This window comes from Arthrobacter sp. StoSoilB5, from assembly GCF_019977235.1.
Lineage (GTDB): Bacteria > Actinomycetota > Actinomycetes > Actinomycetales > Micrococcaceae > Arthrobacter.
The window spans coordinates 3,558,100-3,575,355 of record NZ_AP024646.1; the positions used below are offsets into that span (position 1 = coordinate 3,558,100).

General features: G+C 62.6%; 18 protein-coding genes. 4 read left to right on the forward strand and 14 right to left on the reverse strand.

Annotated elements, in window-relative coordinates; all coding sequences use genetic code 11:
- Positions 1–23 precede the first annotated feature (23 nt).
- Positions 24–1,094, forward strand: coding sequence for an ADP-ribosylglycohydrolase family protein (locus LDN75_RS16070; protein ID WP_223933423.1), 1,071 nt, complete (start codon positions 24–26; stop codon positions 1,092–1,094).
- Positions 1,095–1,154: 60 nt separating this feature from the next.
- Here the strand turns inward: LDN75_RS16070 and LDN75_RS16075 are convergent, their stop codons facing one another.
- Positions 1,155–2,201 carry an exonuclease domain-containing protein gene (locus tag LDN75_RS16075; protein WP_223933425.1) on the reverse strand — a complete coding sequence of 349 codons (1,047 nt, stop codon included), beginning with the start codon at positions 2,199–2,201 and terminating at the stop codon, positions 1,155–1,157.
- Between the two features lie 130 nt (positions 2,202–2,331).
- Here LDN75_RS16075 and LDN75_RS16080 point away from each other — a divergent pair, with 130 nt between their 5' ends.
- Positions 2,332–3,096 (forward strand): VTT domain-containing protein, encoded by a 765-nt coding sequence (locus LDN75_RS16080; RefSeq protein ID WP_223937607.1) that lies wholly within the window; start codon positions 2,332–2,334, stop codon positions 3,094–3,096.
- Positions 3,097–3,169: 73 nt separating this feature from the next.
- Here the strand turns inward: LDN75_RS16080 and rdgB are convergent, their stop codons facing one another.
- The 6 genes from rdgB to clpS form a co-directional block, all read right to left on the reverse strand.
- A complete protein-coding gene (gene rdgB / locus LDN75_RS16085; protein ID WP_223933428.1) occupies positions 3,170–3,832 on the reverse strand; it encodes an RdgB/HAM1 family non-canonical purine NTP pyrophosphatase in 663 nt (220 codons plus the stop codon).
- Positions 3,829–4,587 carry a ribonuclease PH gene (gene rph / locus LDN75_RS16090; RefSeq protein WP_254186194.1) on the reverse strand — a complete coding sequence of 253 codons (759 nt, stop codon included), beginning with the start codon at positions 4,585–4,587 and terminating at the stop codon, positions 3,829–3,831. The genes rdgB and rph overlap by 4 nt, the downstream gene beginning before the upstream one ends.
- A 78-nt stretch (positions 4,588–4,665) precedes the next feature.
- The gene (locus tag LDN75_RS16095; protein WP_223933430.1) at positions 4,666–5,463 is read right to left on the reverse strand and encodes an MBL fold metallo-hydrolase; all 798 of its coding nucleotides are present in this window, start codon (positions 5,461–5,463) and stop codon (positions 4,666–4,668) included.
- The gene (gene murI, locus LDN75_RS16100) at positions 5,460–6,596 is read right to left on the reverse strand and encodes a glutamate racemase (RefSeq protein WP_223933432.1); all 1,137 of its coding nucleotides are present in this window, start codon (positions 6,594–6,596) and stop codon (positions 5,460–5,462) included. The genes LDN75_RS16095 and murI overlap by 4 nt, the downstream gene beginning before the upstream one ends.
- Before the next feature lie 64 nt (positions 6,597–6,660).
- A complete protein-coding gene (locus tag LDN75_RS16105; protein ID WP_223933434.1) occupies positions 6,661–7,227 on the reverse strand; it encodes a DUF2017 domain-containing protein in 567 nt (188 codons plus the stop codon).
- Positions 7,220–7,582: an ATP-dependent Clp protease adapter ClpS gene (gene clpS, locus LDN75_RS16110; RefSeq protein WP_223933436.1), complete on the reverse strand. Its 363-nt coding sequence runs from the start codon at positions 7,580–7,582 to the stop codon at positions 7,220–7,222. The genes LDN75_RS16105 and clpS overlap by 8 nt, the downstream gene beginning before the upstream one ends.
- A gap of 37 nt (positions 7,583–7,619) precedes the next feature.
- Between clpS and LDN75_RS16115 the strand changes: the two genes are divergently transcribed.
- Complete coding sequence (locus tag LDN75_RS16115) at positions 7,620–8,948, forward strand: nicotinate phosphoribosyltransferase (RefSeq protein ID WP_223933438.1); 1,329 nt, start codon at positions 7,620–7,622, stop codon at positions 8,946–8,948.
- The gene (locus LDN75_RS16120; RefSeq protein ID WP_223933440.1) at positions 8,948–9,574 is read left to right on the forward strand and encodes an isochorismatase family protein; all 627 of its coding nucleotides are present in this window, start codon (positions 8,948–8,950) and stop codon (positions 9,572–9,574) included. Before LDN75_RS16115 ends, LDN75_RS16120 begins: the two co-directional genes overlap by 1 nt.
- Before the next feature lie 21 nt (positions 9,575–9,595).
- Here the strand turns inward: LDN75_RS16120 and LDN75_RS16125 are convergent, their stop codons facing one another.
- The 7 genes from LDN75_RS16125 to LDN75_RS16155 form a co-directional block, all read right to left on the reverse strand.
- Positions 9,596–11,371, reverse strand: coding sequence for a DEAD/DEAH box helicase (locus tag LDN75_RS16125; protein WP_223933442.1), 1,776 nt, complete (start codon positions 11,369–11,371; stop codon positions 9,596–9,598).
- 112 nt (positions 11,372–11,483) lie between these two features.
- Positions 11,484–11,819 carry a DUF3039 domain-containing protein gene (locus tag LDN75_RS16130; RefSeq protein ID WP_223933444.1) on the reverse strand — a complete coding sequence of 112 codons (336 nt, stop codon included), beginning with the start codon at positions 11,817–11,819 and terminating at the stop codon, positions 11,484–11,486.
- Positions 11,820–11,826: 7 nt separating this feature from the next.
- Positions 11,827–12,609: a glucosamine-6-phosphate deaminase gene (nagB, locus tag LDN75_RS16135; protein WP_223933445.1), complete on the reverse strand. Its 783-nt coding sequence runs from the start codon at positions 12,607–12,609 to the stop codon at positions 11,827–11,829.
- 86 nt (positions 12,610–12,695) lie between these two features.
- A complete protein-coding gene (locus LDN75_RS16140) occupies positions 12,696–14,267 on the reverse strand; it encodes a transporter (protein WP_223933446.1) in 1,572 nt (523 codons plus the stop codon).
- Positions 14,249–15,013 carry an ABC transporter ATP-binding protein gene (locus tag LDN75_RS16145; protein ID WP_223937608.1) on the reverse strand — a complete coding sequence of 255 codons (765 nt, stop codon included), beginning with the start codon at positions 15,011–15,013 and terminating at the stop codon, positions 14,249–14,251. The genes LDN75_RS16140 and LDN75_RS16145 overlap by 19 nt, the downstream gene beginning before the upstream one ends.
- Positions 15,014–15,126: 113 nt before the next feature.
- Positions 15,127–16,227 carry an NADH:flavin oxidoreductase/NADH oxidase gene (locus tag LDN75_RS16150; protein ID WP_223933447.1) on the reverse strand — a complete coding sequence of 367 codons (1,101 nt, stop codon included), beginning with the start codon at positions 16,225–16,227 and terminating at the stop codon, positions 15,127–15,129.
- The gene (locus LDN75_RS16155) at positions 16,227–17,228 is read right to left on the reverse strand and encodes a tetratricopeptide repeat protein (protein ID WP_223933448.1); all 1,002 of its coding nucleotides are present in this window, start codon (positions 17,226–17,228) and stop codon (positions 16,227–16,229) included. Before LDN75_RS16155 ends, LDN75_RS16150 begins: the two co-directional genes overlap by 1 nt.
- Between the last annotated feature and the right edge of the window lie 28 nt (positions 17,229–17,256).

Sequence of the window (17,256 nt, forward strand, 5' to 3'; positions counted from 1 at the left end):
CCACGGCACGGTAAGTTGATTGCATGAGAGTTGAAGCCTCCTCCCCCACCAGCCCGTCGTTTGAATCCCGCGTCCACGGGACGTTGTTGGGAGGCGCCTTGGGCGATTCACTTGGCTATGCAGTGGAGTTCGATCGCCTCGAGGCCATCCGTGCCCGTTACGGTTCCGCCGGCCTCACCTCCTTTGACCAGCTCGACGCCGTCGGCCAGTTTTCGGACGATACCCAGATGACGCTGTACACAGTGGACGGCCTGGTCGACGCGCTCGAATGGGCAAACGATGGGGTCGCCGCAGATGAAATCGCTTGCCTCTGGCTGGCTTACCTTCGCTGGCTGGCAACCCAGGACGTTGCCGTGTCCCCTTCTGCTCCAGTTCCACAACCGCGATGGATTGACGGCCAGGAAGTCCTGCGGCGTCGCCGGGCTCCGGGAAACACGTGCCTCAGCGGATTGGCTTCAGGAGAAATGGGCACTGTGGCCAGGCCAGTCAACCCCGACTCCAAGGGCTGTGGCACAGTCATGCGTTCGGCACCTTTCGGACTCGTTCCCCATATTTCCCGTGAGGCCGTCTACAAACTCAGTTCAGATGCTGCGTCATTGACGCATGGACACCCGTCAGCGCGGCTAAGCGCTGCTGCATTCAGTTTGTTGATCCACAATATTGTGGCCGGTGGCGACATCCGAACCGCAGCTACCGGTGCCTTGGACTACGTCAACCACGTGCCCACCAAAGCCCCCGAACTGCCCGAGCGTTTGGAAGCGGCGTTGAGGTTGTCCTCGGAGCCCACTCCCCTTAGTCCTGAAAAGCTGGTCACGGCGCTGGGTGAGGGCTGGGTTGCCGAGGAGGCACTCGCCGTCGGGCTTTATGCCGTCCTGTCCACGCAAGTCAGCGAGCCCATGGAGCACTTCCGCCAGGCCATCGCGGTGGCCATCAACCACAGTGGCGACAGCGATTCCATCGGTTCCATCGCCGGGAACATTTTGGGCGCCTACTACGGCGAAGCATGCCTTCCTGCCGAATGGCTCGGGGCTCTGGAAGGCACGGAGGTCATTCGTGGCATGGCGGACCGGCTGCTCGCTGTCACCACAGGCTGACCAGCCCTCGCCTCACGCTCGTCGCAGCGCCACGTTTCCTGTGAAAACAGAACGACGGCGCTAGTTACCGCCAACCATTTGCAGGAACTCGCCCTCCGAGACCACTTCGATCTGCTGGCCTTTCGCGTGGAGTTCCAAGACCCGCTTGGCCTTGCCCGTCAGCCGCCCGGCACGCAGGTCCCCGGCCACGAATCCATCTCCCACCACAAGGACCGTGGTGCGCGCGGTCACCCTGCTTTCGGGGCGTGCACCCATCTCTGCAGCCCGGGACTTGGCCTCGGGGCGGGTCATGATGAGGTCGCCAGTGAACACCACCGTCTGGCCGAATAGCGGATGCCCGGGTTCGGCCGTGGGATTCGGCAACGGATTAGGGCCTTCCTCGGGCCACGCTGACCATGCACGTCCGGGACCGCTCAGGGCGGCTTCCAAGGTTTGCTCCGCCGGGCTATTTGCGTTCTTGCCTGCGGTCGCCCTGCCTGCGGTCGCCCTGCCTGCGAGAGCGGCGAGGGTGGGCTTGGAGAGGCCGTTCATGGGATCGAACGCTGGTTGCCTGGGTAACGTCAGGCCCAGCGAAAGATAGAGTTCCGCGATGCTGTTGGCGTTGTTACGGCGGGCGATGTCCACCAGGATTCCTGCACAGGCGCGTGCGTCCTCGGCGGCATCGTGGTGGTTGACCAGCGGCACTCCGGCTTCCTCCGCAGCGTAAGGCAGCGAGTTGGACACCAACGAGTAGCAGCGGCGGGACAGCATGACCGTGCAGACGTATTCGTAAGCCGGGCCTGCAAGCCCGGAGACCTCCAAGCCGGACCGGATCACACCCAGGTCAAAGGCTGCGTTGTGGGCTGCCAGGACGTCGTCACCGATGAAGGCACCGATTTCCGGGAAGAGTTCTCCGAACCTGGGACGTCCGGCAACATCTTCGGCACGGATGCCATGGATGCGTGTGTTGTGAAACTCGAAATGGTCGTGGTTCTCCGGTGGCCGCATGAGCCAGGAGGCTTCCTCCACCACAACGCCGCCGCGGACTTTGCTGAGGCCGACCGAACATGGCGACCCCCTGAAGCCGTTGGCTGTTTCAAAGTCGATCGCCGTAAAGTCCAATGCCACTGGACAAGGTTACAGGCTCCAAAGGGTGCGCTCTTGCCCGTTTCCGCGGCGGGGCTGTCTTTCCGGCCGCTTTGTGGTGAGGGTTACGACGACGGCCGTCCAGTAGGCTTGATGGGTGATCTTTTCTGCGATGAGCGACTTTGCCGTATCCACTTTCGGGGGCGCGGGACCAGTGCGTCCGCCCATGGCCTCGTTCCTGCCGGACTGGCTGAACCCCCAGGTCTTCCTGGCTGATCCAGCCTTGGCGCCGTGGGTTGTGCTGCTGGTTTGCGGCATCGTCTTTGCTGAAACCGGCCTGCTGGTGGGCTTCTTCCTGCCCGGCGATTCCATGCTTTTTACCGCTGGTCTCCTGGTGGCCACAGACACCATCAAGTTCAATGTCTGGGCCCTTGCGGGCCTCATCATCGTCTCGGCGATCATCGGCAACCAGACCGGCTACCTTATTGGTTCAAAGGCCGGCCCTGCCATCTTCAACCGCCCGGACTCCCGGCTGTTCAAGAAGGAGAACGTCGAAAGCGCCCATGCGTTCTTTGAGAAGCATGGCGGCAAAGCCCTGATCCTTGCCCGCTTCGTCCCCATCATCCGCACGTTCGTTCCGGTGATCGTCGGCGTGGCACAAATGGACAAGCGCAAGTTTTTCCTCTTCAACGTGATCGGCGCCACGCTCTGGGGCGGTGGTGTCACCTTGCTTGGATACCTTTTGGGGGACCGCGTTCCGTGGGTCAGCAGCAACCTGGACATCATCTTCATCGTCATTGTCCTGATCTCGGTCATTCCCATCATCATCGAGGTAGCCCGTGGCGTCGTTGCCAAGCGTAAGGCTGCCGCGGAAGGGAGCAACCCCGTGGAGGAATTCATCGAGGAGCACGAAGGCGGAAAACACCGCGACAAGTAGGTTTTAGCGAAGTTGACGGCAGACAGGAGAAGGCACCCGGCGTTGGCCGGGTGCCTTCTTCGTTGATCCCCCGCTAACTGGAGTGGACACCCGAAAGTGCGGCGACGATTGCGGGGAGCAAAGCCCGGAACGCCTGGCCCCGGTGGCTGATGGCGTTCTTTTCCTCGGATGTCAGTTCCGCACAGCTGCGATCCATTCCCACCGGCTGGAGCACGGGGTCATAACCGAACCCGCCCTCCCCCCGGGGCTCGCGCAGCAGCGTACCTTCGAGCTGCCCGTACTCAACTGTTTCGTGGCTGATTCCATCTGCCCCGGGCACTGCCAAGGCTGCTGCGCAGACAAAGGCGGCCCCGCGGAAGGAGTCGGGTACGTCGGAGAGTTGGGCGAGCAGCAATTGCAGGTTCGCTGCGTCGTCCCCATGCTTTCCCGACCATCGAGCGGAAAAGATGCCCGGTGCACCGCCCAAGACGTCAACGGCAAGCCCCGAGTCGTCAGCGATGGCTACCAAACCCGTTACCCCAGCCACGGCACGCGCCTTAAGCAGTGAGTTTTCTGCAAAAGTGACTCCGGTTTCGGCGACGTCCGGCGCACCGGCAGCAGTTGCGTCCACCACCTGGGTATCGACGTCGAGCCCTGGGACCTGGCCGCGCAGCAGCTCGCGAAGTTCCTTCAGCTTTCCCTGGTTATGTGTTGCCAGGACCAGCCGCGGAGCACTGGAGGCACCGTCGCCGCTCACGGAGCCTCCGCCAGTGTCTCGCGCTGGATGGCCGCAAGCTGGCCCGTGCCGATCAGGGCGAGGTCCAGCAAGGCGTTGAGTTCATCGCGGTCGAACGGGGCGCCCTCTGCGGTGCCCTGGACCTCAACGAACTTCCCGGATCCCGTGACCACCACATTCATATCGGTTTCGGCACGGACGTCTTCGACGTACGGGAGGTCCAGCATCGGCACGCCATCGATGATGCCCACCGAAACGGCAGCAATCGTGTCTACCAGCGGCTCGGCATTGCGGGCGATGAGCTTGTTTTCGCGCGCAAAGCGGATCGCTTCGGCAAGTGCCACGTAAGCACCGGTGATCGCAGCGGTGCGGGTACCGCCGTCGGCCTGCAGGACATCGCAGTCAAGGACGATCGTGTTCTCGCCGAGCGCTTTGGTATCGATGATGGAGCGCAGCGAACGGCCAATGAGGCGGGAGATCTCGTGTGTGCGTCCGCCGATCTTCCCCTTCACGGACTCGCGGTCGGAGCGGGTGTTCGTTGCCCGGGGAAGCATCGCGTATTCGGCGGTCACCCAGCCACGGCCCTCGCCCTTGAGCCAGCGGGGAACACCCTCCGTCAGGGAAGCTGTGCACAGTACCCGCGTGTTGCCGAACTCGATGAGCGCCGAGCCCTCGGCCTGCTTGGACCAGCCGCGGGTGATGCTGATGGGACGCAATTGGTCGGGCGTCCGGCCATCGGCGCGGATAACGGGTGTGGCTGTAGCTTCAGAAGTCATGCTTCAAGCTTAGCGACGATGTGACAACGCCCGACGCCGGACGGCACGTCGGGCGCGCACGGCACCACCTTGATAGGCCTAGATGGTGTAGTGGACCCCGGCGACGGCAACAGCGACGTCCCCGGCAAACACCGGCTTTGCCTCGGACATTACTTTGGTCTGCGAAGTCCACACCGGAATGTGGGTCAGGAGCAGGCGCTTGGCTCCGGCGTTCCTGGCGGCCTCCCCGGCACGCTTGCCCGTGAGGTGGACGTCCTTGATGCCGTCATCGCGGCCTTCCTCGAACGCGGCCTCGCACAGGAACAAGTCGGCGCCGCTGGCTGCATCTTCCAGGCCCTGGCAGGAATCGGTGTCCCCCGAATATGTCAGCACCCGGGTCACCGGCGTACCGTCCTTGGCTGGCTCCGTTGCAGTGACGCGAAGTGCGTATGCCTCCTCCACCGGATGGTTGACGCTGTAAGGGGTCACCGTGAACGGGCCCACCGTAACAGGCTTCTGTTCAGCCCAATGAGTGAAGTCGAACTCCTCGTGCATGCCCGGATCCAGATCCAGCCCGTAGGCTGTCGCCATCCTGTCCGCGGTGGCTGCAGGCCCCCACACGGGGATCCGGTCCCGACCCCAACCGCCGGGCTTCCACCGGACGGCTACGTGAAGGCCGCACAGGTCCATGCAATGGTCCGGGTGCAGGTGCGTGAGGAAAATGGCGTCAATGTCCTCAAGATCCGTGTACCGCTGGATGGCTCCCAACGCTCCGCTCCCGAGGTCCATCACGATCTTCCATTCCCGCTCACCGTCGTGTGCGGTCACCAGATAGCACGACGCCGGCGAGCCGGGACCGGGAAAGGACCCCGTACAGCCCACGATGGTCAGTTTCACAGGCCACGTCCCAAGGGTGCGCTGGAACCTGGGCTGGGTCCCCTTTCCGGTTGCACGAAGTAGGAACGTCGCGACAATCCGGCCCCGGCCCGTGCCGCTTCCAGCATTTCCGGGGTTATGCGCGCAAGGCTGCCGGTGGGGTATTGCGCAGCTACGTGGTCAACGTGTTTGACGGACAAGACCTCGGGGCCAAGGAAGCGGCGCGCCAGTGTTTCAAATTGGACGGCATCGCCTGTTGCAATGAACTCATGGCTCGGGGCACTGGTATCGGTTCGCTGGATACCGTGATTGGCCAGGGCACGGTAGACGTCCTTGGCGGTTTCCTCCGCACTGGACACCAACGTCACGTCCTCGCCCATGACAAAGGAGATCACCCCGGTCAACAAGGGGTAGTGCGTGCAGCCCAGCACCACAGTGTCCACGCCGGCGTGCTTGAGTGGCTCCAGGTACTCATTGGCCGCTGCCAGGAGATCCGGGCCGGTGGTGATGCCGGCTTCAACAAAGCTCACGAAGGCCGGGCAAGCCACAGAGGTGATGGCAAGATCCGGGGCTGCCGCGAAAGTGTCCTCGTAGGCGCGCGAGCCTACAGTAGCGGACGTTCCAATGACACCGATCCTGCCGGAACGGGTGGCCGCCACCGCTCGCCGCACTGCTGGTTGGATGACCTCGATAACAGGGATGCCGTAACGCGCCGTGTAGCGTTCACGAGCATCCCGGAGGACCGCGGCAGAGGCAGAGTTGCAGGCAATGGTCAGCAGCTTCACGCCCGAATCCACCAGCTCGTCCATCACGCCCAGGGCGTTGGCCCGGACTTCGGCGATGGGCAGCGGCCCATAGGGACCATTGGCCGTATCCCCCACGTACAGGATTGATTCGTTGGGGAGTTGATCGATGATGGACCGGGCTACCGTCAATCCACCCACACCGGAATCGAAGACGCCAATCGGGCGGGATCCCATGAGCTCGTTGGAGACCGGCAGCCCACCCGGGGAGGCAGCAACCGGGGCCCCTGCCGCGGCGCTTGGTGATCCGGCGCCTCTTGAACTGCCGCCTGGTGAACTGCCGCCCGTTGAACTGCCAGATGCTGAAGTCATGATTATTCGAGAATAAGGCTTCCCCTGTGTTGCGGCCATTACCTGTGGCCTCCGCCTCGTGTCTGATGTGTCACAAACAGCTGCCCAGCGGTGGCCTTTCTGATCAGGATTTTGCCTGCCTTGCCGCCATCATCGATTGCACCAGCGACTCCTGGAGCCAGGTGGTGAAGTTGTAGACCAACGCCAGGTAACTCTCCACATCTTCTGCCTGGCTCCAGTCCTGCATGCTGTGGATGTGCTCGGCGTCCGCTTCGTCGCGGATGTCCAGCCGTTCGGCCAATACCAGGCGAACGTCGTTCAACGCCATCGACCAGCGTGTCGCGTCCTCCGGCGTCAGTACAAGATCGTCCTTGTCCAGACCCATGGCTGTAGCCTTCAACGCGCCAATCTTGTTTTCCCGAACGGAGCGTTCGGTGAGTTGCCGGAACTCAAGCGAGCCGCCGTCGTCGTCCTTCATGACGTTTGGCAAGAGCCGCAACAGGGCGCGATCGCTCGGTTGCTTCACGTCCATGTCCAAGCCGATCAACGCGGTCAGCGGGTCCTCGTTCTCCTTGACATCGGACTCCAGCATGGAGATGACATCGTCCAGCAGCCCCCGTAAAAGATCCCGTTCGGCAGGCTCGAGGTAACCGGTGATTCCCTTGAGTCCGTATTTGAATGCCTTAGCCACGCTGGCGGCCGCCCTTCCCGGGTGCTTCGTTTCCGCTTGCCGCTTTCTCCACGGTGGCCCAGAGGCCGAAGCCGTGCATGGCTACTGCGTGCTGCTCAACCTGTTCCTTGCTCCCATGCGCCACGATGGAACGGCCCTTCCTGTGGACCTCCATCATGAGCTTGTGCGCTTTGGACTCGGAGTAACCGAAGTACGTCTGGAACACATAGCTGACATAACTCATGAGGTTGACGGGATCATTCCAGATCACCAGGTTCCAAGGGATATCCGGGGCGGTCAGGACATCGGTAGACGTCTGCTCTGCAGCTTCCGTCCGCTCATCAATGTCCGTGCCAAATGCAACGCTAGGGGTCATCTGTCCATTCTATGGCGGCTCGCACTAGAGTGAATTCGTGAGTAGAGCCACGTCTTGGGACCACCCCGCCACTTCCTTGTACACCGACCACTACGAGTTGACGATGCTTCAGGCCGCCTTGCACTCCGGGGCCGCCCACCGCCGCTCGGTGTTTGAAGCCTTCGCCCGGCGACTGCCTGACGGCCGCCGCTACGGCGTGGTTGGCGGAACCGGCCGCCTTCTGGAAGGGATCGCCGACTTCAGCTTCGGTGAGGCCGAGCTCGCGTTCCTTGAGCGGAACAAGGTGGTCAACCAGGAGACACTGGACTACCTCGCCAACTACAAATTCAACGGAGACATCTGGGGTTACGCAGAAGGCGACGCCTACTTCCCAAACTCCCCCATCCTGATCGTCGAATCCACGTTTGCCGAAGCCTGCATCCTGGAGACCTACATCCTCTCCGTCCTGAACCACGACAGTGCCATCGCTTCCGCCGCATCACGGATGACGTCAGCGGCCGGCAACCGCCCGTGCATCGAGATGGGCTCCCGGCGCACGCAGGAGGAATCCGCGACGGCGGCAGCACGCGCCGCCGTGATCGCAGGCTTCGCCAGCACCTCCAACCTCGAGGCCGGACGCCGATACGGCATCAAGACGGTGGGCACTGCCGCCCACTCGTTCACGCTCCTCCACGACACAGAACGCGAGGCCTTCGAAGCACAGATCGCTGCATTCGGGCCGGGAACCACGCTGCTTGTTGACACCTACGATGTCGAGACAGCCGTGCGCACCGCCGTCGAACTCGCAGGTGACAAACTGGGCGCCGTCCGTTTGGACTCGGGCGACCTTGTTGCCCAGGCCCAGTGGGTCCGGCAACTGCTGGATGACCTTGGAAACCTGGATACCCGGATTGTGGTCACCTCCGACCTCGACGAATTCGCCATAGCGGCCCTGCAGTCCGCTCCGGTGGACTCCTACGGGGTTGGCACGTCCCTGGTTACGGGCTCCGGCGCTCCGACCGCGAGCATGGTGTACAAGCTGGTCAGCAGGACCAACGACGCCGGCGAGTTCATCTCGGTTGCGAAGGCAGCCAAGAACAAAGCCAGCGTAGGCGGACGCAAGTACGCCCTCCGCAAACTCAACGAACACGGGCGGGCTACACAGGAGATCGTTGGAATAGGCCACCGGCCGGAGGACGACGGAAATGACCGTTCGTTGTTGCAGCAATTCATCAAGAACGGCGAACTCCTGCCCGGCTGGACAGGCCCCGAAGGAGTGGTCCGCGCCAAAGAACGCCACGCAGCCAGCATGGCCGAACTGCCTGCCGTAGTGAACCGCTTGCAGCGCGGCGAAGCCGCCATCCCCACCATCTACGAGGAGAACTGATGTCCAGGGCCCTGATCATCGTCGATGTCCAGAACGACTTCTGCGAGGGCGGCACCCTCGCCGTCGAAGGAGGCGCTGCCGTGGCCGGTGCCATCACCGAGTACGTGGACGCAAACCAGCAGCATTTCGACCACATCGTGGCAACCCAGGATTGGCACATCGAACCGGGAAGCCATTTCTCCGATGATCCGGACATGGTGGATTCCTGGCCGCCACATTGCCGCGCCCGGACCAAAGGGGCCGAACTCCACGAGGACCTGGACCCGGAATACATCCAGGCCTACTTCCGCAAAGGACAGTACACCGCGGCCTACTCCGGGTTCGAGGGCGTCCTCGCACCGGAGGACGACGTCCCTTCCGGCGACCTCAAGGCCGGCGCCGCCGTGTCCGAGGCCCTGGATGAAGATGCCATCGGGCTCGATGACTGGCTCCAAAGCCACGACGTCGAAGAAGTCGTTGTCGTGGGCATCGCGACGGACTATTGCGTCAGGGCAACTGCCCTTGATGCCGTCCAAGCGGGGTACAACACCACGGTCATTGCAGAACTCACAGCAGGAATCGCCGAGGACCTCAGCGAGACCTTCGACGAACTGGAGGCAGCCGGCGTCGAGGTCGAACGCAGCTAGGTTGAAGGCAGCCAGGACCAGCTACTTCCGGCCGATGAACCAGTCCTGCAACTTACGCAGGCGTGCCTGCAGTTGTTCCTCGTTCGCCTGGGCTACAGCAGGTCCGCCGCATAGCTCGCGCAGTTTAGTGTGCACCACCCCATGGGGTGTGCCTGTCCGGGCGGACCATGCGGCGACGTTCTTGGCCAGTTCGTTGCGCAAGTCCATGAGCATGCGGTGATCGGGCACGGCCGGAGAAGCCGCGGCTGCCAACGGGGATTGGCGCTTCTTGCGCGACTGCTGCTCGTGCTGACGCTGCCGCAACAGCGTCCCCACCTGCTCGGCGTCAAGAAGACCGGGGATCCCGAGGAAGTCCAACTCTTCATCAGAGCCAATGTCCGCTCCGGTACCAAACTCACCGCCGTCGAAGAGGACGCGGTCAAAGGAAGCCTGCGAGTCCAGGGCTTCAAACTTGCCCTTGGTGAGCTCATCCGAAGCCTTGTCCTCGCGGTTGGCCTCGGCCATGAGGTTCTCTTCAGGGTTGAAGAGTCCGTCCTCGTCCTTTTCCGGCCGGTCAAGCGCGTGGTCCCGCTCGGCCTCCATGGTGTTGGCCAGCACCATGAGCGGCGGCACTGACGGCAGGAAGACCGACGCCGTCTCTCCCCTTTTGCGGGCACGCACAAAGCGGCCCACTGCCTGGGCGAAGAACAGCGGCGTAGAGGTTGACGTGGCGTAGACACCGACCGAGAGACGCGGAACGTCCACACCTTCGGACACCATACGGACGGCGACCATCCAACGCTTGTCTCCCTCGGAGAAGTCCTCGATCTTGCTGGAAGCCTTGGAGTCGTCAGAAAGAATCACGGTGGGCGATTGACCGGTGATCTTCTTAAGCTGTCCTGCGTAGGCGCGGGCGTCCTCGTGGTCCGTGGCAATGACCAGTCCACCGGCGTCCGGAACAGTCCGGCGAACCTCGCTGAGGCGTTTGTCCGCGGCAGCAAGGACTGCCGGGATCCATTCGCCGGCCGGGTTCAACGCAGTGCGCCACGCTTGTGAGGTGATGTCCTTGGTGACCGCCGCTTCCCCCAGGGAGGCTGCCATTTCATCACCGGCACTGGTCCTCCACCGCATCTGGCCGGAGTAGGCCATGAAAAGCACGGGACGCACCACGTGGTCCCGGAGGGCATTGCCGTAGCCATACGTGTAATCGGCTTTGGAGCGCCGAATACCATCGCGGTCCTCTGCGTACTCCACGAACGGGATGGGCGAAGTATCGGAACGGAAGGGGGTACCGGTCAGGGAGAGGCGCCTTGCCGCTGGATCAAAGGCCTCGCGCAAGCCATCTCCCCAGGACAGCGCCTCTCCACCGTGGTGGATTTCGTCCAGGATGACCAACGTCCGGGCGGCTTCTGTCTTGGCGCGGTGAAGCATTGGCTTGCTCGCCACTTGGGCATACGTCACAGCGACACCCACGAATCCACGGCCATGCTGACCATCGGAATTCTTGAAGTTGGGGTCAATGGCAATACCTACCCTGGCAGCGGCGTCAGCCCACTGCCGCTTCAAGTGGTCGGTGGGTGCGACGATCGTAATTCTGTTAACAACACCACTGTCCAGAAGCGTGGTTGCAATACGCAGCGCGAAGGTCGTCTTACCAGCACCCGGCGTAGCCACGGCGAGGAAGTCCTTCGGATGACGGGCCATGTAGAGGTCCAAAGCCTCCTGCTGCCATGCACGCAGCTTGGGAGCTGTGCCCCATGCGGCGCGTTCAGGATAGGCGGGTGGCAGGGATGGGCCACCAAATAATGTTTCTGTCATGCGGACTCCCCCGGCCTGATGGCAGCGAAAATTAGCCCCGGCTCTCCGGGCACGCGGCAACGGACCGCACTGCGGTCGCGATCAGATGGGGCCTGTGTTCTCTTCCCACCCACTACTTGGAGTTGCCCGGGCCGCTGTCTCCACCGTCTTTGCCGGGACGGAGGCCTTCATAGATCTCCTTGCACTCCGGGCATACGGGGAACTTCTGGGGATCGCGCCCCGGCGTCCAGACCTTGCCACAGAGGGCAATGACGGGTTCGCCGGTCATAGCCGACTCCATGATCTTTTCCTTGCGGACATAATGCGCGAATCGCTCGCGGTCGCCGGGCTCCACTTCCTGGCGCGTTTCCTCGCGCTCAATGGTGGATGTGGACGTACCGGCTCCGGAAAGCTCGCGCATGGGGTCGTTTTCGAATGGATCCGGAGGAAGCGTAGTCATGGCATCCATCTTACCGTCACAGGCCCTGCCACTCCGGCTTGTTGTCATAGGTGTGGCGGTAGTAGTCGGCCAACTTCAGCGACGACGCAGCCGCTTCGTCCACCAGAATCGTGGCGTGCGGGTGCATCTGAAGGATCGATGCAGCGCATATGGCAGCTACCGGGCCCTCGACGAAGTCACGCACCGCCTGGGCCTTTTGTGCACCCGTAGCCACCAGGATGACGTGGCGGGCATCCATGATCGTGCCCAAGCCCTGGGTGACCACATGGTGCGGAACGTCGTCGATGCTGTCGAAAAAGCGGGCGTTATCCTTGCGTGTCTGCTCAATCAAGGTTTTGATACGGGTGCGGGACGCAAGGGATGAACCGGGCTCATTGAACCCAATGTGGCCGTCCGTGCCCACTCCCAGAATCTGCAGGTCTACGCCGCCCGCAGCCTTGATGGCATCCTCATAGGCCTGGCAGGCTGCTTCCAGGTCCTCGGCGGCACCGTCCGGGCCATGCACATTCTCAGGCTTGATATTCACCCGGTTAGTGAACTCCCGCCGGATAACCTCGCGGTAGGATTCCGGATGCCCGGCCTCCAGTCCGACGTATTCGTCCAACGCAAACGCGTGCGCCTCGCTGAAGTCCACGCTGCCGGCTTCGTAGCGACGGGCCAATTCGTCGTAGATCGGCAAGGGAGAGGAACCCGTGGCCAAGCCCAGGACCGCATTGGGCTTGCGGCGCACAAGGGCTTCGATGGCATCTGCCGCCAGGGCGCCGATCTGCTTGGTGCCGGGGAGAATGACAACTTCCATCGTCACAGCCTTTCCAGTAGAAATTGCGAGGTATCTGACAACGAGGTTATCCCATGTCCCATGAGCTTGCCATGGTTATTACGGGACTAACGGTTCACACTGAGCTCGGCGAACATCTCCGGCCCCCGGGCGTCCAACCATTTGCCTCCCAGGCGCAGGCCAACAACGAACAGGGCTGCGCCCAGAAGTGGGCCCACCAAAAGGTTAATCCAGCCCGGCACCACGCTGCCGCTTAACAGTTGGGCTCCCATGAGCGCAAGTTGCGGGAGGAGCAAAAGAACTAGGACACCCATGCCTATCATCTGCACGGCGAGTGTCTGGGCAACGTTGCCGGGCGGCTTCTTAAACGGGCTGTCGCCAGGCAATGGGACCGCAATGTTGTATCGCGCCGAGATCACTGAGGACAGGCCCAACCCCGTGAACAACGTACCCAAGGAGAGACCGATCAGGTTCGGAGCCCACTCCCAGGAACCCGTAAAGAAGAACGGACCTATGGCAAACAGAAGCACAAGAGGCAGGGAAATGGCCAAGCATGCCGTGGCACGCCCCAAGCGATCATCCACACCCCTGACACCCGATGCCAGATGGAGCGCAAAAGCGGTGTTGTCATAGGAAACGTCAGCGCAGATGGACCAGGCCATGACAAAAGCAGTCAGCGGCCCAAGAAGCATGAGCATGCTGTAATCGCCGCTCTGGCTACCGCTGAAGAAGAAGATCACGGGAAATAGTGGCACCACCACCAGCGAGCCCGCGTAGCGAGGATCCTTCAGCCAATAAATCAAAGCCCGGGCAGCAATCGCCCCGGCCGGAGTGCCGGGCAGGACATCGAACAGGCCACGCTTACCGCCCTTCCTGGCCGAACCTCCAGCGTACGGCGGCGTCACCAAGGCACGCTGCAGCAGCACGTGCCAGCACAGCAGGAGTCCGGAAACGGTTGCGGCAGCGATGAGGAATTTCAGTCCGGCCGAAGCAACATCTCCGGCCTCGAGGTCCCCACCCAGGGACCAGGCCGCGCCAAGAGGAGTCCATGAGACTGTACGGGCAAGCGCAGGGAGATAGTCCGCAGAACCACGGACTCCGTCGACGATACCCACGATGATGGGACCCATCAACATGAGCGGGATGAAGAAGACAATGCTGCTGACGTCCTTGAACCGGCGGGACGACGCCAGGCTGGTGGTCGCCGTCGTCACCACTTTGGACAACAGTATGCAAGTAAGCGCCCCCAATATGGCGCCCAGCAACGCACCCGCCACAGCTGGAAAACTGCGCCACCAAGTGCCAACAGTGGCAAGCGCGGTCAAAGCCGTGGAGAGACCGGGGATTCCTATGAAACCTGCCAAGGCAAGGCCAGTGAGCAGCTGCCGGGCTGGAATCGCGGACGGGGTGAAGCGTGCCGGATCCAGCGTCATGTCCGCCGCGGAAGCAAGAAGGGGAACCACCGCCCAGCCAAGCAGTGTTGCAGCACCTCCCAACACCACCACGGTATGGGCGATTTCAGCATCCGCCCACCGCAGGGCAATCAATGCTCCGATCAACAGGACCATGATTCCCAGTGCGTACAGGATCCCGATGCCCATGCCGATGAGCTGTGCCGGGCTGCGCTTGAAGCCGTTGAGGAGCAACCGCCACTTAAGGCTTAAAAGGTGCGCAACCATTCCAGCCCCTCCGTCCGGTGCCCGCCGCCCACCAACTGAACGAACCGTTCCTCCAGTGTGGAACCGTTGCGCACTTCATCCACGGACCCCGCAGCCAGCACGCGCCCTGCTGCCAAGACCGCCACATGGCTGCACATGCGCTGTACAAGGTCCATGACATGGCTGGAGACAATGACAGTTCCACCGGAAGATACATAGCTCTCCAGGATGCCCCTGATATTGGCCGCAGATACGGGGTCCACCGATTCAAAAGGCTCGTCCAATACCAGCAGGCGGGGAGCATGGATCAACGCCGAAGCCAGGGCGATCTTCTTGGTCATGCCGGCCGAATAGTCCACCACCAAGGATCCGGCATCGGCTTCCAGGTCCAAGGCGGCCAGCAGTTCGGCTACACGAGGGCGAACCACGTCCCGGTCCATGCCGCGGAGCAGGCCCGCGTACATGACCAATTGCTCCCCGGTCAGCCTGTCAAACAAGCGGACGCCGTCCGGCAGCACACCCATGAGCTTCTTGGCAGCCAAGGGCTGGGCCCAGACATCCACGCCGTGGACCAACGCCGTTCCGAAGTCCGGCCGCAGCAGTCCAGTGGCCATCGACAACGTGGTGGTCTTGCCGGCACCGTTCGGACCCACCATTCCATAGAACGAACCAACAGGAACCTCCAGGCTCACGCCATCGACAGCAATCTTCCCGCCGAACCGCTTGGCCAAGCCACGGATGGACAGGGCTGACATTGGGGCCGGCATTGGCAAGTCCGCCTGGGGATGCGATGGCTGGGACACTTGTTCATGGCTTGGTTCATGGCGTGATTCCGTCATGGGTCCAGCCTAGCCCCGGCTTCCAGTGGCGTCGGGAGGCGCTAGAAGCCGTGGCGGGGGATGGCCCTCTGGTACTGCGGAACCCAGGAAATATCGTGTCCGAGCTCGTAAGCGGCCCTGAGCCACCAATGCGGATCCCGTAGCGCGGCCCGGGCCATGAAGACGGCATCGGCGCGCCCGTTCGCCACGATATCCTCGGCCTGGGTGGCACTTGTCAGCAAGCCCACCGCACCGGTGAGTACACCGGCGTCGCGTTTTACCTGTTCGGCAAATCCAGCCTGGTACCCGGGAGCGGGCCTGATGTCCTGATGTGCAACCGCCCCGCCGCTGGAGACATCCACGAGGTCCACCCCGTGTTCCGACGCTGCCTTCGCGAGGCGGACGGAAGCCTCAACGTCCACTCCCCCTTCAGCCCAATCAGACGCGGAGATCCGCAACAACAAGGGCATGGAATCAGGAATGACCTCCCGCACTGCGTCCACCACGGCAAGCATCAGCCGGTTCCGCCCATCCTCATCGCCACCCCACCTATCCGTCCGGGTGTTGATCAGAGGGCTTTGGAACTGATGCAGAAGATACCCATGGGCGCCATGGATCTCCACGGTATCGAAACCTACGGCAACAGCGCGCGCAGCCGCAGCTGCAAAGTCGGCGATTACTCCCTGGATGTCGTCTTCGCCCATTGCCTGGGGAGCAGCATAGCCGTCATAGGCCTGGGTGGTAGGACCAAACGTAGCCCAGCCGCCGTCGGACGCGGCAACGGAACCGGACCGGCCCGAAAACGGCCAGTACGTGGACGCTTTGCGCCCGGCGTGCGCGAGCTGCGCGCCGATCTTGCAGTCAACGGCGCCGTGCCGGTGGACGAGGTGCACAATCCTTTCCCAGCCCGCCGCTTGCTCATCGGAGTACAGGCCCGCATCCAACGGGCTGATCCGGCCGGCGGTATTCACCGCAGCGGCTTCACTCAGGATCAAGGCCGCACCACCAGCGGCAAACGATCCGAGGTGCATCAAATGCCAATCGTTGGGTACGCCTTCCCCGGTTTCCGGATGGCAGCTGTACTGGCACATGGGTGAGACCCATCCACGATGCGCAATGCCGAGCGAACGCAGCTGCAGGGGCGTGAACAGCGCGGAGGGCACTAGAACAGAACCCTCGCAAGTCCTTGACGGGCTTTGGCCACCCGCTCATCCGACGTACCGACCACCTCGAAGAGTTCAAGGAGGCGTAGCCGGGCGGTCTCCCGCTCCGGACCGAAATTCCGGCCGATAAACGCGATGATGCGGTTGAATCCATCCTCGATGTGGCCGCCGGAGATGTCGAGGTCGGCCACGCCCAACTGGGCCTGAACATTATCAGGCTCCTGCGCGGCCAGTTTCCGGAGGTTTTCTGCTTCGGGGGCTGAGATCTTCTCGAGCCTGGCCATCAGTTCCACCTGCGCCAGACCTGCTTTGGCATCGGCGTCGGCGGGCATTTCCAGCAGTGCCTGCTTATAGGCCTGGGCTGCTCCGGCGTAGTCTCCGGCCTCGATCGCATCGATGGCGGCTTGGTGGAGGGGAGGCAGTGGTGCTGGTTCCGATTCACCCTCCTGCCCAGCGTCACCGATGCTCCCGGTCACGCCATTGGCAGCTGCCACCTTGAGCAGTTCATCAACCAGGCTGCGGATCTGCTCGTCATCCGCAGGACCTTGGAACAACGGCACGGGCTGGCCTTTGACCACCGCGACAGCCGTGGGAACTGCCTGGACCTGAAAGGCCTGTGCAAGTTGAGGGAACGTATCAACGTCAGCAGCAGCAAGAACCAAACGTCCGCCATAGCTTTCGACGACGCGCTCGGCTGCATCCAGGACAGCCGGAGATTCGGCGGCATAGCGTGACCAGAGAAGGAAGAGGACAGGTATCTGGGCGGACAACTGCACCAGATCCTGGAAATTGGTTTCGGTGGCGTCCACGCGAAGGGGCGCACGTCCCGATTCGGCTCCGCTGGGTCCACCCGATTCCGGAGTACCGGAATCGGCAGCCCCGTTGGCGGGCGGCGATTGGGGTGGCGCGGCAGGGCGGCGCAACGACGAGAGGTCGACGGCGCCGCGCAGGTTGAGCTGGCTGGCAGCGGCTGGAGTGGGTCGGTATCCGGGCGAACTCATACCGTCCACTCTAGCCGCTGCCTTGCCA